We start from the raw sequence: 14732 nt of genomic DNA on the forward strand, positions 1-14732 counted from the left end.
CACCCAGGGTAGTCCTCCGGACCTCACGGGTTCCGGCCGTCGCGCGCCTGCGCCTCCTCGGTCCTGTCGCCAGACTCCCGCGTGCACGGCGTCGCGGGGCAGGCATGAGTTCGACGACAGGGCCTAGCGGCCGGCCCGGGCCGCGCGGAGGATCGTGGCGTCCACCAGGGCGAGCGCGTCGTCGGCGGTGCGGCCGGGGGCGCGGTTCCAGGGACCGATGAGGGCGTGCCAGCCGCGGGAGCGGAGCTCCTCCAGCATCCAGGCACCGGCCTCGTTCATGGTGGCGGCACTGCCGTAGCCGAGCCGGTGCGCGGCGAGCATCGCGCCGCAGACACAGCGGGCGCCGCGGGCGTCGCGGAGCTTGTACGGGGTGTTCTGCCAGCCCCACTCGGTGAGGACGCGCCGTGCGTGCGCCAGGTGGACGGAGGGGCGGACGTCGGGGCAGCCGACGCGGCGCCAGACGTGCAGGCGGTCGGGCAGCATCGCGCCGAGCCGTCCGGGCAGCGGCCGCTCGCCGGGCCCGGCGGCCGCCCGGTCGACGGCGTCGAGGGCGTCCGCGACCAGCCGCTCCACGGGGACGGACAGCAGCAGCCGCCAGTCGGCCGCCTCCTCCCGCACCGGTGGCGCCTCGCTCCAGCGGGCCACGATCTCCTGCCAGGCGGCGGTGTCGAGAAGCGCGGCGGCCTCACGGTCGAGGGCGTCGGGGGTGGTGGCTGCGGTGGTCATACGGGCGACTCCACGACTGACTTGTTACCACTTTGGTAGGAATGTCGGCTTTGTCGTGTTCAAACTTGAGCCGTCTCCGCCAGGCATACCGTCGTCGGGACGAACTCCGCGCGGGGCCACGAAGGAGCACACATGAGGATCGCCGTACTGGGCACCGGTGAGGCCGGCCGACGGCTCGCGACCAAGCTGGTGTCGCTCGGCCACGAGGTGACCATCGGTTCCCGGTCCGCGGAGAACCCCCGGGCCAGGGAGTGGGCCGCGGAGCACCGGGCCGCCCACGGCACCTTCGCCGCCGCCGCGGCCGGGGCGGAGCTGGTGGTGAACGCGACCGGCGGCCTGGTGTCGCTGGCCGCGCTGAAGGCGGCGGGCGCGGAGAACCTGGAGGGCAAGGTCCTCGTCGACGTGGCGAACCCGCTGGACTTCTCGCAGGGCATGCCGCCGAAGGTGCTCACGCCGGACGGGGGCAGCCTGGCGGAGCAGATCCAGCGGACGTTCCCCGGGGCGCGGGTGGTGAAGACGCTCAACACCATGACCAACACGATCATGGTGGACCCGGACCGGATCCCCGGCGACCACGTCGTCTTCGTGTGCGGCGACGACGCGGAGGCCAAGGACGTGGTCACCGGGCTGCTGCGGTCCTTCGGCTGGCCGGACGACCGCATCCTCGACCTGGGCGACCTGTCCGGGGCGCGCGCGACCGAGCTGGTGCTGCCGATCTGGCTTCGGCTGTACGGGACCTTCGGCACCGCGGAGTTCAACTTCGCGGTGCCGAGGGCCTGATCAGACGTTCAGCGGACCGACCGCCGCGCCCGTGAGGCGGGCGGGAGTGAGCAGCTCGGCGAGCTGGTCCGGCGGGAGGAGGCCCTTCTCCAGGGTGAGCTCGGCGACCGAGCGGCCGGTGGCGAGCGCCTCCTGCGCGATGGCGGTGGCGGCCGTGTAGCCGAGGTGCGGGTTGAGGGCGGTCGCGAGGCCGATGGAGTTCTCGACGCTCGCGCGCAGGGTCTCGGTGTTGGCGGTGATCCCGGTGACGCAGCGCTCGGCGAGGGTGACACAGGCCGCCCGGAGCGAGTTGATGCTCTTCGACAGGGCGTGGAAGATGACCGGCTCGAAGGCGTTGAGCTGGAGCTGGCCGCCCTCGGCCGCCATGGTGATGGTCATGTCGTTGCCGATGACCTCGAAGGCCACCTGGTTGACGACCTCGGGAATGACCGGGTTGACCTTGCCGGGCATGATGCTCGAACCGGCCTGCACGGGCGGCAGGTTGATCTCGCCGAAGCCGGCGCGCGGACCGGAGGACAGCAGCCGCAGGTCGTTGCAGGTCTTGGAGAGCTTCACCGCGATCCGCTTGAGGACGCCGGACAGCTGGACGAACGCGCCGCAGTCCTGGGTGGCCTCGACCAGGTTGGCGGAGGTGACCAGGGGCAGGCCGGTGATGGCGGCGAGGTGACGACGCGCGGTCTCGGCGTAGCCGGGGGCGGCGTTCAGACCGGTGCCGATGGCCGTGGCGCCGAGGTTGATCTCGTGGATCAGCTCGATCGCCTCGGCAAGGCGACCGCGGTCCTCCTCCAGCATCACGGCGTACGTGGAGAACTCCTGGCCCAGCGTCATGGGCACGGCGTCCTGGAGCTGGGTGCGGCCCATCTTGACGACACCGCCGAACTCGACGGCCTTCTCCGCGAAGGCGTCCTGCAGCACGGCCATGGCGCGCAGCAGCTCGCGGGCCGCGCCGATGGCGGCGATGCGGATGGCGGTCGGGTAGACGTCGTTGGTCGACTGCCCGAGGTTGACGTCCTCGTTGGGGTGCAGGAGGTGGTACTCGCCCTTGCCGTGGCCGAGGAGTTCGAGGGCGCGGTTGGCGACGACCTCGTTGGCGTTCATGTTGGTGGAGGTGCCGGCGCCGCCCTGGACGACGTCCACGACGAACTCGCCGTGCAGCGCGCCGCCGCGTATCTCGCGACAGGCGGCGACGATCGCCCCGGCCTTGTCGGCGGGGAGCAGGCCGAGCTCCTCGTTGGCGAGAGCGGCGGCCTCCTTGACGGCGGCGAGCGCCTCGACGAGCTGCGGGTAGACGGAGATCGGGGTGCCGGTGATGGCGAAGTTCTCCGTGGCGCGCAGGGTGTGGACACCCCAGTACGCCTCGGCGGGGACGTCGCGGTCGCCGAGCAGGTCGTGCTCGCGGCGGACGTTCTTCTGCTGTGCGGGGATCACGGTGACGGATGCCTTACGCGTGGGGAGGGAGGGCGGAGGACACGAGAGGAAAGAGGGATCCGGCCGGCGACGGCGGGTAGGGGTCCGGGGCCGGAGCGGGGGGGTGCCGGGCCGTGGCGGCCTTCTCCACGAGTGCGGCGAAGTGGAGGTGACGGTCCGGACGACGCCTGCCCCCGCGGAGGTTACGTACCCCGGCGGGCCCGCGCGGGCGGAGCAGCAGCGCGCGGGTCCCGCGAGATCAGTGCGCGACGGCGAGCGCGGGCTCGGCGCGGACCGGTCCTTCGAGGAGGGTGCGCAGGAGGTGGTTGCGCCGCTCCGGCGAGGTGCTGTCGGCGAGCAGCCCGGCCAGCAGCGCCATCCGGGCCTGACCGGGGCGCAGGGTGCCGGCCAGCACGGCGCCGGCGGCGGCGAGGTCGACGGCGCCGCCGCCGGTGTAGACCTCGGCGACGGGACCGGAGGCCACGCGGGTGGAGAGGACGACGTGGACGCCGTCCTCGACGGCGCGGGCGACGGCCTCGGCTATCTCGGGGGTGGCGTTGCCCGCGCCGGTGCCGACGAGGACGATGCCACGGGCGCCGGCCGCGACGGCCGCCTCGAAGAGGACCGGGTCGTTGTCGGAGTGGTGCACGACGATGTCGACGCGCGGCACGGGCCGCCCCCCGGCCTCGGTCGCGGCCTCGGGCAGCGGCAGCGGCGCGGGGCGCACGGGCTCGCGCTCGATGTCGACCTGGCCGAAGCCGAGGCGGCCGACGCGCCGGCCGGAGGGGTCGGCGAAGGGGTCGGCGTCGAGCGTCTTGGTCTTGACGGTGCCGCGGGCGGCGTGGACGAGGCCGTCGAAGACGACGAGGACGCCGAGCCCGCGGACGGTGGCGGCGACCTGGAGCGCGTCGTAGAGGTTGCCGGGCCCGTCGCCGTCCCCCGTGCCGAAGGGCCGCTGGGCGCCGGTGAAGACCACCGGGCGGGGGTCGGAGTGGTGCAGGTCCAGGAAGAAGGCCGACTCCTCGAGGGTGTCGGTGCCGTGGGTGACGACGATGCCGTCGACGCCCGGGTCGGCGAGGGTCTCGTGGACGGCGCGCAGCAGGGCGAGCTGGCGGTCGGTGGTCATCCGGGAGCTGTTGACGTTGAAGAGGTCGAGGACCTCGACGTCGACGTTGTCCGGTACCGCGGCGGTGGCCACGACGTCGTCGCCCGAGGCGTCGGCGGCGTATCCGCTGCCGGTCCAGCGGCTGGCGATGGTGCCGCCGGTGCTGATGACCACGATGCGGCGCGGCCGGGCGTCGCGCGTCCACTTCATGATGGCGCTGTCCTTCCCTGGGGTGCGCGGCAACGATAGGCCAATCGTCACGCAATGCGATTGCCAATCCAGCCCGCACCCGTCGGCAGATGTGGTGGATAATTGCGCCATGGACCGAATCGACCTCCATATCTTGCGCGAGCTCCAGGCGGACGGCCGGCTGAGCAACCAGGAGCTCGCCCAGCGGGTGGGCCTGAGCCCGTCCCCCTGCCTGCGGCGGGTCCGGCAGCTGGAACAGGACGGGGTGATCCAGGGCTACCGCGCGGTCATCGACCCGGAGGCGGTGGGCCGTGGCTTCGAGGTGCTGGTGTCGGTCGAGGTGAAGCGGGACCGCGAGACGGTCGAGGCCTTCGAGGAGGCCCTCCAGGACATCCCGGACGTGATCGAGGCGTACCGGCTCTTCGGCAGCCCCGGCTGCCTGCTGCGCATCGCGGTCGCCGACCTGTCGGCGTACGAGCGGCTGTGGATCGAGCGGCTGACGACCCTGACCGGCGTCACGGAGGTCAACTCGCAGATCATCATGAAGCGCGTGAAGGAGCCGCGCGGCCTGCCGGTCGACCGCTGAGCGGCCATGGCTCGACCGTCGGCCGAGCAGCGCTCCACCGCCACCCGACCACCGCTCGACCACCGGCCGACCACCGCTCCACCGCCACCCGACCATGACTCGACCGCCGGCCGAGCGCTCCACCACCACCCGACCACGGCTCGACCGCCGCCCGACCGCCGCTCTATCGCCACCCGGCCACCGCTGGACCGCCGCCCGACCCACCGTGCGACGGCCCCCGGACCACCACTCGACGGCCCGTCGACCGCCACCACCCGAAGGCCCGTCGACCGCCACCACCCGAAGGCCGACCGGCCACCAACCGGTCCCGGTCGACAAACCGGCCACTCCCGGGTCGGCAGGCAGCGAACGCCAGTCGGCCACCAGCGACCCGCGGCCGGGCACCAGCCGGCCCCGCCGGTCCGGCTCTGAACCTCCGTCATTCGAGGGCATCCGCACGGAGGAAGGCGTTCCATCGACGCTATTTGGTCATGTACGGTTCAACCGCACGTGTGTAGGGCGACCGAATCCCGACGTTCTACGCGCGCAGAGTTGGCACCCGCACCGCCTTTCCCCCTCATCCCCTCACGGAGGTCCGACGGATGCCCGGACTCACGAAGTCCCGCCGCCGCTTCGCCGCCCTGACCACCCTCGGTGCCCTCGTCGCCGCCGCCGCGCCCGCGCTCGTCACTCCCGCGGCCGCCGCACCGGCCGCGGAGACGGCGCGGACCGCGTCGGCCGCGCAGACCGCGGAGGCCGCGCCGCTGCGCGTGCTCTTCGACAACTCCAAGGCGGAGACCGCCGGGAACGCCGACTGGATCATCGGAACCGGCCAGCCGGATCCGCTCACCCAGGACGCCACCCCCACGGTCGAGACCGACTGGACCGGAGCCATCTCGGCCTGGGGCGTCGCCCTGCAGAAGACCGGCCGGTACTCGCTCAAGACCCTGCCCTCCGGCGGCACGATCACGTACGGCACCACCGCCGCCACCGATCTGCGGAACTTCGACACCTTCGTGCTGCCCGAGCCCAACGTCCGGCTCGGCGCGAGCGAGAAGACCGCGGTCATGCGCTTCGTCCAGAACGGCGGCGGCCTCTTCCTCGTCTCCGACCACACCGGAGCCGACCGCAACAACGACGGCTGGGACGCGGTCGAGGTCATCAACGACCTGATGTCCGACAACGGCGTCGACAACACCGACCCCTTCGGCTTCACCGTCGACACCGGCACCGTCCAGACCGACAACCCGCGCGCGATCACCGACGCCGCCGACCCGGTCCTCAACGGCTCCTTCGGCAAGGTGACCGGCAGCATCATCCGCAGCGGCACCACCGTGACCCTGAAGCCCGCCGACAACCCGGCCGTCAAGGGCCTGGTCTACCGCACCGGCTACTCCGGCACGACCGGCGCCTTCTTCGCCACGAGCACCTTCGGCAGCGGCCGCGTCGCCGTGTGGGGCGACAGCTCCCCGGTCGACGACGGCACCGGTCAGTCCGGCAACACGCTGTACGACGGCTGGAACGATTCCGCGGGCACCAACGCGGCGCTCGCCCTCAACGCCACCGACTGGCTCTCCGGTGCGACGACCGGCGGCGGAGGAGGTGGCGGCACCTGCACCGCGGGCCAGCTGCTGGCCAACCCCGGCTTCGAGTCGGGGAACACCTCCTGGACCGCCACGTCGGGCGTCATCACCGACGACAGCGGGCGCCCGGCCCGCACCGGCTCGTACAAGGCCTGGCTGAACGGATACGGCTCCGCCCACACGGACACGCTCGCCCAGACGGTGACGATCCCGGCGGGCTGCACGACCGCCTCCCTCGTCTTCCACACCCGCATCGACACCGCCGAGACCACCTCGACCACCGCGTACGACACGCTCAGGGTCCAGGTCCTCGGCAGCGGCGGCAGCGTGCTGTCGACGCTCGCGACCTACTCGAACCTCAACGCGTCGAGCGGCTACGTCCAGCGGAGCTTCAGCCTCGCCGCCTACGCGGGCCAGACCGTGACGCTGAAGTTCACCGGCACCGAGGGCTCCCAGCTCCAGACCTCCTTCGTGATCGACGACACCTCGCTCACCGTGGGCTGACGCCCCGCTCCCTCCCCCACACGCCCCCGCGCCGCACCGCCCGTCGAGTGCGGCGCGGGTCAGTCCGCCACGTCAGAAAGGGCCCCCATGTCCATCGCGAAGAGAACCGGCTGGAAGACCTGGGCGGCGATATCCGCCGTCGTCGCCGGCCTCGCCCTTCCCACGGTCACCGCGACCCCGGCCGGTGCCACGACCACCGCGTACGACAGCACGTACTACAAGAACGCGGTCGGCAAGACCGGCGCGAGCCTCAAGTCCTCGCTGCACACCATCATCAGCAGCCAGAGCAAGATCTCGTACGACGCCGTCTGGAACGCGCTGAAGGTCACCGACCAGGACCCGAACAACAGCGCCAACGTGCTCCTGCTCTACAGCGGCGTCTCCCGCAGCAAGAACCTCAGCGGCGGCGACGTCGGCGACTGGAACCGCGAGCACGTCTGGGCCCAGTCGCACGGCAGCTTCGGCACCTCGGCCGGCCCCGGCACCGACCTGCACCACCTGCGTGCCTGCGACGTCCAGGTCAACAGCACCCGGGGCAACAAGGACTGGGACTTCGGCGGCAGCGCGGTCAGCGGCGCCACCGGCAGCTACACGGACAGCAACTCCTTCGAGCCGCGCGACGCGGACAAGGGCGACGTGGCCCGCATGATCCTCTACATGGCCGTGCGGTACGAGGGCGACGACGCCTTCGCCGACCTGGAGCCCAACGAGTCGTCGACCAACGGCAGCGTGCCCTACCACGGCCGGCTCTCCGTCCTGAAGCAGTGGAACGAGCAGGACCCGCCGAGCGCCTTCGAGGAGCGGCGCAACGACATCATCTTCAACTCGTACCAGGGCAACCGCAATCCGTTCATCGACCACCCGGAGTGGGTCGAGGCAATCTGGTGACCCGAGCGTGAGGCGCGCCGGGCTCCCGACGGGGAGCCCGGCCGCACGATACGGACGGGGGGGCGGGCATGGACGACGGATCGGCGTGCCGGGAGGCGGCACGGGAGGCCGCGCGCGAGGCCGTACGGGAGCGGCGCGGCAGGCTGTGCACGCGGATCGCGGCGGGCGGGATCACCGTGAACGACATCCTGTGCGCAGAGGACAGCACCGGCTTCGTCGGGCCCGGGAACGCCGACGCGTACACCGTGGTCCTGACCCGCTCGGGCGGCTATCTGCGCCGCATCGCGGGCGAGGAGTTCTTCGCCGACGCCGCCGGCGGCTATCTCACCCGGCCCGGCGACGAGCACCAGGTGGCGCACCCCGCGGGTCCCGGCGACCGGTCGTCGGAGATCCGCGTCGGCCCCGAGCTGTTCGCGGACCGCTTCGACGGACGGCCGGTCTCCCGTCGCTTCACGGTCACCGGCGCCACCGACGTCCGCCACCGCGCGCTCCTGGCCGCGGCCCGGCGCGGCACCGACGGCTTCGAACTGGCGGACCGGCTGCACCAGTTACTGGACGGCGTCGCCGCCTCCGCCGGCCACTGGCGGACCGACACCGGATCCCGGCCCGCGACCGCCCGCGCCCACGCCCGGCTCGTCCGGGACACCTGCGCGCTCCTCGCCGGCGGCGCCCCCGCGCTGCGGCTTCCGCTGGACGAGCTGGCCCGCGGCGTGGGCAGCTCCCCTCACCACCTGAGCCGGGTGTTCCGCGCCGTCACCGGCACCAGCCTCACCCACTACCGCAACGAGCTGCGGATCCGTGCCGTGCTGCACGCCCTGGAGGAGGGCGAGGACAGCCTGCGCGTCCTCGCCCACGCCCACGGCTTCGCCGACCAGGCCCATCTGACCCGGCTCTGCCGCGGCCACACGGGTCAGCTCCCCAGCGCCCTGCGGGTGCTTCTCTCCGATCGCGCATGAATGTCCAACGCCCGGCACGCGAACGGGCCGCAGGATGGCACCGGCCGGAGCCCCGGCCGGTGCCGCGGCGTCGACGGGACGCCACCGGCGGCATCCCGTCTTCCGAGCGGGGGAACGCGACGATGACCCTTCTGACCAGAGCCGGCACGGCGCTCGCGGCCGTCCTGGCGGCCGCGGCGTGCGCCACCTCGGCGCCCGGAGCCGCCGGCGCGCCCGCCACGCCCACCGCCCGCGCCGACGGGGCACCCGGTCTCACCGGCCACCGCCCGTGCCCCGGGCAGCCGGACGTGACCTGCGCCGATCTGACCGTGCCGCTCGACCGCAGCGGCGCGGTGCCCGGCACCCTGAAGCTCCGGGCCGCCGTCTTCGGCGCGGCCGACGCGCCCCGCGGCACGCTGCTCTTCCTCACCGGCGGACCGGGACAGCCGGGCGTGCCGTACGTGGCGCGGATCCGCTCCCGGCTGCCCAGTGCGCTCGGCGAGTACCGGCTCGTGATGATCGACCAGCGCGGTACCGGTGGCACCGCCGTCGACTGCCCGGCGCTGCAGAAGGAGGTGGGCAGCAGTGACACCGTCGCCCCCACCCCGGCAGCCGTGACGGCCTGCGCCGAGGGCCTCGGCGCGCGCCGGAACTTCTACACCACCTCCGACACGGTGGCCGACCTGGAGGACCTGCGGCGCGCCCTGGGAGTGCGCTCGTGGACCGTCGACGGGGTGTCGTACGGCACGTTCACCGCGGGCCAGTACGCCCTCGCTCATCCGCAGCGGGTGCGCCGGCTCGTGCTCGACTCGGTCGTGCCGCTCGACGGCGCGGGCGTGCTCTACGAAGCCGCGCTCGGCCACTCCGGAGAGGTGCTGCGCACGGCGTGCCGGGAGCAGCGGTGCGGCTTCGACCCGGCCGCCGACCTCGCGAAGGTGGTCCGGCGCGACGGCAACGGGGTCGGCGTGTTCAACCTCCTCGTCATCGCGAGCATCATCGACCCGAAGCTGAACGACCCACGGTTCGGCATCCTGAACGCCCTGCACGCGTCGGCGGGCGGTGACCGTGCCCGCCTGGACGGTCTGGTCGCCGGCTTCTCCGGCCCGTCCGACGAGTCTCCGGCCGACTTCAGCTCCGGACTGCACGCCGCGACGCTCTGCGCGGACTCCCGCTGGCCGTGGGGCGACGCCTCGGCGCCGACGGAGGGACGGGAGCGGGCGCTGCGACAGGCCGTCCGGCGGATCAGACCGGCCGAGGTGTGGCCGTTCCAGCGGGAGACGGCGGGCGAGCAGGGCATTCCGCAGACCTGTCTGCCCTGGCCCGCCTCGCGCCCGAACCGGCCGGCCGCGGGACGCACCCTGACCATGCCGGTGCTGCTGCTCGCCGGTGACCGGGACCTGTCGACGCCCGTGCGGTGGGCCCGCGAGGTGGCCGCCGCCACCCCGAAGGCCGAACTCGTCGTGATCGAGGGCGCGGGACACTCCACCCAGAGCCGCAGCGACGGCGGCGCCCGCGCGGCCGAGGCGTTCCTGCTGCGCTAACGGAACCCCGTCGCGGGACCCCGTCGGCAGTACCCCGTCGCGGGATCCCGTCGGTGGGATCCCGTCGGTGAGGTCCTAGGATGCGTCCGGGTCCGTGCCGGCGGGGCTCGGGCGGGCGGGGGACGCGGGGTGGGCGCAGTGCGGGAGCGCCGGGTGGTCCCTCGTGCGGACGGCCGGCAGCCACGCCGTGGCCGCCGGGTCCGCTCGCGGCAGGCGGATGCGCAGCCACGTGGAGGAGCGGACGTCGTCCTCGTCGATGATGGTCTGCCCTTCGGGCAGCCGGCAGTCGGCGTCGAGCAGGTCGCCGTGCCACACCCGGGTCGCCACGACGTTCTCGGCGGTATACGGGCGCAGTGGGTCGACCGCGAGGCCGAGGCTGCACTCGGGGGCGCGGTCGGTGCGGTCCTGGCAGCCGCGCTCGGCGTTGAACACCCGGATCCGGGCGGGGCCTTCGCCGGCCCCGCCCGGTCCCGCGTACGACCAGAGGGCGGCGCCGGCCGCCGCGCACACGGCGAGCGCGACGAGCAGGGAGCGCCGGACGGTCCTCCGGGCCGGCGGCCGTCCGGGAGCCCGGGCCGCGATCCGTGCGAGCAGGCGCTCGGCGGTGTGCGGGGCGCGGGCGGCGTGCGTGGGCGCGAGGCAGTCGGCGGCGAAGGCGCGCCAGAACTCCGGGACGGCCGGGTCGAGCCGCAGGGCCGCCCGGCCCTCGGCGTACTCCTGCACCGCGGCTCCGCGCGCCGCCGGCGTGGCGCCGGGGAAGGGCGGCGCGCCGGCGGCGAACACCTCGTGCACGACGATCCCGAGCGCCCAGATGTCGGCGGTGGGCCGCACCCTGACGCCCTGCTCGCCGAGCCGTTCCTTCCAGCGCTCGGGCGGCAGGTAGTCGAGGGTGCCCATCGGGGCCGAGTAGCCGTGGGTGCCGGTGAGTTCGATGGCGAAGCCGAAGTCGGAGAGGCGGACCTCGCCGTCCTCGCCGATCAGGATGTTCTCGGGTTTGAGGTCGGTGTGCACCCAGCCGGAGCGGTGGAGATGGGCGAGTCCTTCGCAGATCCCGGTGATCAGCCCGGCTCCCTCGGCCTCGTCCAGCGGGGAGTGCAGCAGCTCGCGCAGGGTGCCGCGGGCGCGTTCCATGACGAGCACGATCGCGCCGTCCAGGGACGGCCGGTCCGGGGCGGTGAGGACGAGTGAGTCGAGGAGCCGGACGAGCCTCGGGTGGCGTGCCGTGCGGCCGAGTTCGACCTCGCGGCGGGCGGACTCGGCCACGTTGCGGGCCTGTCGGGGCGCGAGCCCGGCGGTCGGCATGACCTTGAGGGCGACGGGCGGTCCGCCGTGCCGGTCGGCGTCGGCGGGGTGGGCCGCGTAGACGGTGGCCCATCCGCCGGCGCCGATCGGTTCGTCGACGATCCATGCGCCCACCCGGTGGCCGGGGGGCAGGAGCTCCGGACCGTCGCTGTCCCAGGAGCCGGCCAGGTCGCGTGACACCCGCATCACGCCGTCCTCACCCCCTGGCGTCCGGCTCGGCCGGTTCGGAGCGCGGCGGGAGGAGCACGAGGTGCTCCTCCCGGACGATCCCGAACTTGAGGGCGAGCCCGACGACGGCCTCGCGCTTGCCGTTCCTGCGGTCGGCCCGGCCCGCGGCGTCGGGGGCCGGGGCGCCGATGCGCAGTTTCTCGTCGGCGAGGTAGTCGATGTGGGCGCTGACGGCACGGGCGGTGAGCCGGGCGCAGGCGGTGTGCCCGCGCAGCCGTTCGACGACCTGGGGCGTGGTGGGCACGGCGACGGGCGACCGGTCGCGCAGCCACGGTTCGCAGAGCGCGACGAGCACCAGGAAGTAGGTGGCGGTCTCGTCGAGCGAGTACGCGGTGAGGGTACGGCTCTCCCAGGAGCCGCCGGCGGCGTGCGGGTCCAGGTAGACGTGGTCGGGGGCGAACACCTGGAAGAAGACCGGCGTGTCGCGGCGCGAGGGCAGCACCACGCGGGAGAACTCGAAGGGGATGGGCGCCCCGAGGCGCCGCGGCGGGATGCGCAGGTACTCGCCGGCGCCCTCGGGGTTCTCCACCAGGTAGCCGTGGCCGGTGCTGAGGTTGCTCAGCTGCCAGTGGTCATCGGTGGCGCGGATCTCCCCGGCGAGGCGTGAGACCGCCTCGTCGGCGATGCGGAGTTCCACCGGGGTGGCGGACGAGCCGCGGCCGAACCGCACCCGCTCCCCCGGCCCGAGCCGCAGGGTCACGGCGTCGCCGCCGCTCCCCTCCGGTAAGTGGACGACAATCCCGCTCACCGCTCCCCCGTCCCACGTGCCCCGACCGTTGTCCGACACAGCGAACGTTACCGCCTGCGCACGGGGATTCACCGCGTGGCATCGGCCACTTCGGGCCGGCGCGGAACGCGGGAAATAGGGGGTGGAGGTGTGAGGAAGCGGGCGGAGGGGCGGCGGGGTGTCAGGGAGCGGGGCTCCCCGATCCCGGGGCGGCGACCGCCCGGTCGCCGAAGGCGGTCCAGGGCAGCCAGCCTCCGCTGGGCCGTTCCTGGACGCGGGTGCGGATCCGCCCGTCCCTCCCGACCGCGAAGACGTGGATCCGGCCGGTGGCGTCGGCCGCGGCCGACGGTGTCGCGGCGAGTTCGGCCCCGCCTTCGCCGAAGTCCTCGCCGAACACGTCGGCGGGCGCCCAGCCGCCGCCGGGTGCGGTCTGCCAGCGGTGGGCGAGCCGTTCACCGCCCGGAGCGAGGGTGAACGCCTCGAGCCGCCCGTCCTCACCGGGTACGAGCAGCGGCGCGGCGGTCGACCAGCCGAGCAGCGGCTGCCAGTCGTCCCAGCCGCCGCTCGGCACCGACTGGCGGCGCTGGAAGGCCGCCACGCCGGACGGGGCGATCGCGCTGACGGTGAGCCGGCCACCGCCGTCGCGGCCGACGCGCGGCGCCGCGCCGGCGGCGGTGCCGAAGCGGTTCCACGACGACCAGGCTCCTCCCGGCGTGGTCTGCCAGCGGTGCAGGATCGCCGTGCCGCCGGGCGCCAGCACGAACACTTCGAGGCGACCGTCCGCGTTGGCGGCGACGACCGGCGGCGCTCCCGCCGCCCCGCCGAAGCCGGGGTCCCACGGATCCCAGGCCAGGGCCCCGGGGGACGACTGGCGGCGCCGGGCGACGACCGTGCCGCCGGGGCTGAGCGCGAACGCCTCCAGCCGGCCGAGGGCGTCGCGGGCGACGGCGGGCGCGGCGCCCGCGGGGCCGCCGAACTCCTCCCAGTCGTACCAGCCGCCGTCGGGCCGCTGGACCCGGTGGTGCAGGTTGGCGCCGCCGGGAGCGAGCGAGAACACCTCCAGGCGGCCGTCGGTGTCGCGGCCGAGCGTGGGCACCGCTCCGGCCGGGCCGCCGAACCGCTCCCACTCCGACCAGGTGTCGGTGCCGGCGCCGAGCCGGACGCGTCGCAGCACGGACAGGTCGCCCGCGTCGAGGGCGAACAGGGTCAGCCGGCCCTGGACGTCCAGGGCCGCGGCCGGGTTGTCCGGGCTCTGCCACGTCGGAGGCGTGTCCTGCCACGTCAAGGGGGCGACGTACAGGCCGTGCCGGAACCAGCCGGCGGCGCTCGCGTACCACTGCTGCCCGTCGGTGAAGGGCTCGACGGCGTGTCCGGGCACATGTCCCGCGTAGCCGTCGAGGCCGAAGCGGAAGGGGTCGCGCGAGGCGAGGACGTCGGTGCCGTCGTAACCGCCGCGGGGCCCGATGAACAGGTAGTACCAGCCGTCCCGTTCGACCACGAACGGCGACTCGGTGACCGACACCCCGGAGGAGGCGGTGGACTCGTCGGCGAAGGCGGTGCCGGGTGCGCTCCAGTGCCGCAGGTCGGTGGAGCGGCGGTACGCGACGAGGTGCCGGCCGTCGGCGGCGGACAGCTCGGTGTAGTACATGACCCATTCGCCGTCGATCCGCACGACCATCGGGTCGCGTGCGGCGATGCCGCGGAACAGCGGGCCGGACGGTACGCGGGTCCAGGTGAACAGGTCCGTGGAGGTGGCCAGGTTGACCGCGGCGCCGGTGCGGCCGCCGGCGGCGTAGAACATCCAGTAGGTGCCGCCCGCCTCGATGACGTGCGGTGCCCACAGGTGTTCCTCGCCGTGGTACGAGGGGTCGACGGTCAGGGCGTCGGGGTGGCTGGTCCACGGGCCGTACGGGCTCGGGGCGGAGGCGTGGGCGAAGGCGACCTCGGCGGAGCTGTCGGGGGCCTGCCCGGGCGGGGCGCTGTCGCCGACGATGCCGAACAGGTGCCAGCGGTCGCCGGCCCGGACGAGGGTGTGGTCGTTGAGGTAGCGGCGGCGGCCGGGGAGCGAGAGGTCGTGGACGTGGGTGAAGGGGCCTGCGGTGAGCCACCGGTGGGGCGGGTCGGCCGCGTACGAGGGAAAGGCGGGTGCGGCGGATGCGGTACGGGCCGGGAGCGGGAGCACGAGGGCTCCCGCTCCGGCCGCACGCAGCAGGTTCCGCCTGCTGAGCGGTCGCATGCGGTTCTCCAGGGGG

The 14732-nt window shown here is 74.0% G+C and carries 12 protein-coding genes; 6 read left to right on the forward strand and 6 right to left on the reverse strand.

Annotation, left to right across the window (positions count from 1 at the left end):
- Positions 1–123: 123 nt before the first annotated feature.
- Positions 124–726: a hypothetical protein gene (locus ACFY8W_RS25165; protein WP_391109265.1), complete on the reverse strand. Its 603-nt coding sequence runs from the start codon at positions 724–726 to the stop codon at positions 124–126.
- Positions 727–858: 132 nt separating this feature from the next.
- On the opposite strand from ACFY8W_RS25165, the gene ACFY8W_RS25170 reads away from it, so the two are divergent.
- Positions 859–1506: an NAD(P)-binding domain-containing protein gene (locus ACFY8W_RS25170; RefSeq protein WP_391109268.1), complete on the forward strand. Its 648-nt coding sequence runs from the start codon at positions 859–861 to the stop codon at positions 1504–1506.
- Here the strand turns inward: ACFY8W_RS25170 and ACFY8W_RS25175 are convergent, their stop codons facing one another.
- Both ACFY8W_RS25175 and ACFY8W_RS25180 read right to left on the reverse strand, forming a co-directional pair.
- Positions 1507–2934, reverse strand: coding sequence for an aspartate ammonia-lyase (locus ACFY8W_RS25175; protein WP_391109271.1), 1428 nt, complete (start codon positions 2932–2934; stop codon positions 1507–1509).
- Positions 2935–3172: 238 nt separating this feature from the next.
- Positions 3173–4228, reverse strand: coding sequence for an asparaginase domain-containing protein (locus ACFY8W_RS25180; protein WP_391109273.1), 1056 nt, complete (start codon positions 4226–4228; stop codon positions 3173–3175).
- 109 nt (positions 4229–4337) lie between these two features.
- Here ACFY8W_RS25180 and ACFY8W_RS25185 point away from each other — a divergent pair, with 109 nt between their 5' ends.
- From ACFY8W_RS25185 to ACFY8W_RS25205, 5 genes are all read left to right on the forward strand, one after another.
- Positions 4338–4793 carry an Lrp/AsnC family transcriptional regulator gene (locus ACFY8W_RS25185; RefSeq protein WP_384422205.1) on the forward strand — a complete coding sequence of 152 codons (456 nt, stop codon included), beginning with the start codon at positions 4338–4340 and terminating at the stop codon, positions 4791–4793.
- A 581-nt stretch (positions 4794–5374) separates the two neighbouring features.
- Positions 5375–6859 (forward strand): hydrolase, encoded by a 1485-nt coding sequence (locus tag ACFY8W_RS25190; RefSeq protein WP_391109276.1) that lies wholly within the window; start codon positions 5375–5377, stop codon positions 6857–6859.
- A gap of 87 nt (positions 6860–6946) precedes the next feature.
- Entirely contained in the window at positions 6947–7747 is an 801-nt protein-coding gene (locus ACFY8W_RS25195; protein WP_391109278.1) for an endonuclease, read from the forward strand.
- A 68-nt stretch (positions 7748–7815) separates the two neighbouring features.
- Positions 7816–8703 carry a helix-turn-helix domain-containing protein gene (locus tag ACFY8W_RS25200; protein ID WP_391109279.1) on the forward strand — a complete coding sequence of 296 codons (888 nt, stop codon included), beginning with the start codon at positions 7816–7818 and terminating at the stop codon, positions 8701–8703.
- Between the two features lie 122 nt (positions 8704–8825).
- Complete coding sequence (locus tag ACFY8W_RS25205; protein ID WP_391109282.1) at positions 8826–10223, forward strand: alpha/beta fold hydrolase; 1398 nt, start codon at positions 8826–8828, stop codon at positions 10221–10223.
- A gap of 75 nt (positions 10224–10298) precedes the next feature.
- On the opposite strand, the gene ACFY8W_RS25210 is transcribed toward ACFY8W_RS25205, so the two are convergent.
- The 3 genes from ACFY8W_RS25210 to ACFY8W_RS25220 all read right to left on the reverse strand — a co-directional run bounded on the left by ACFY8W_RS25210 (position 10299) and on the right by ACFY8W_RS25220 (position 14716).
- On the reverse strand, positions 10299–11711 hold the full coding sequence (locus tag ACFY8W_RS25210) for a protein kinase (RefSeq protein WP_391109285.1): 1413 nt from the start codon (positions 11709–11711) through the stop codon (positions 10299–10301).
- Positions 11712–11721: 10 nt separating this feature from the next.
- Entirely contained in the window at positions 11722–12501 is a 780-nt protein-coding gene (locus tag ACFY8W_RS25215; RefSeq protein WP_391109287.1) for a serine/threonine protein kinase, read from the reverse strand.
- A 160-nt stretch (positions 12502–12661) separates the two neighbouring features.
- On the reverse strand, positions 12662–14716 hold the full coding sequence (locus ACFY8W_RS25220) for a family 43 glycosylhydrolase (RefSeq protein ID WP_391109290.1): 2055 nt from the start codon (positions 14714–14716) through the stop codon (positions 12662–12664).
- Positions 14717–14732: the final 16 nt, after the last annotated feature.

This window comes from Streptomyces sp. NPDC012637 (genome assembly GCF_042954805.1).
GTDB lineage: Bacteria > Actinomycetota > Actinomycetes > Streptomycetales > Streptomycetaceae > Streptomyces.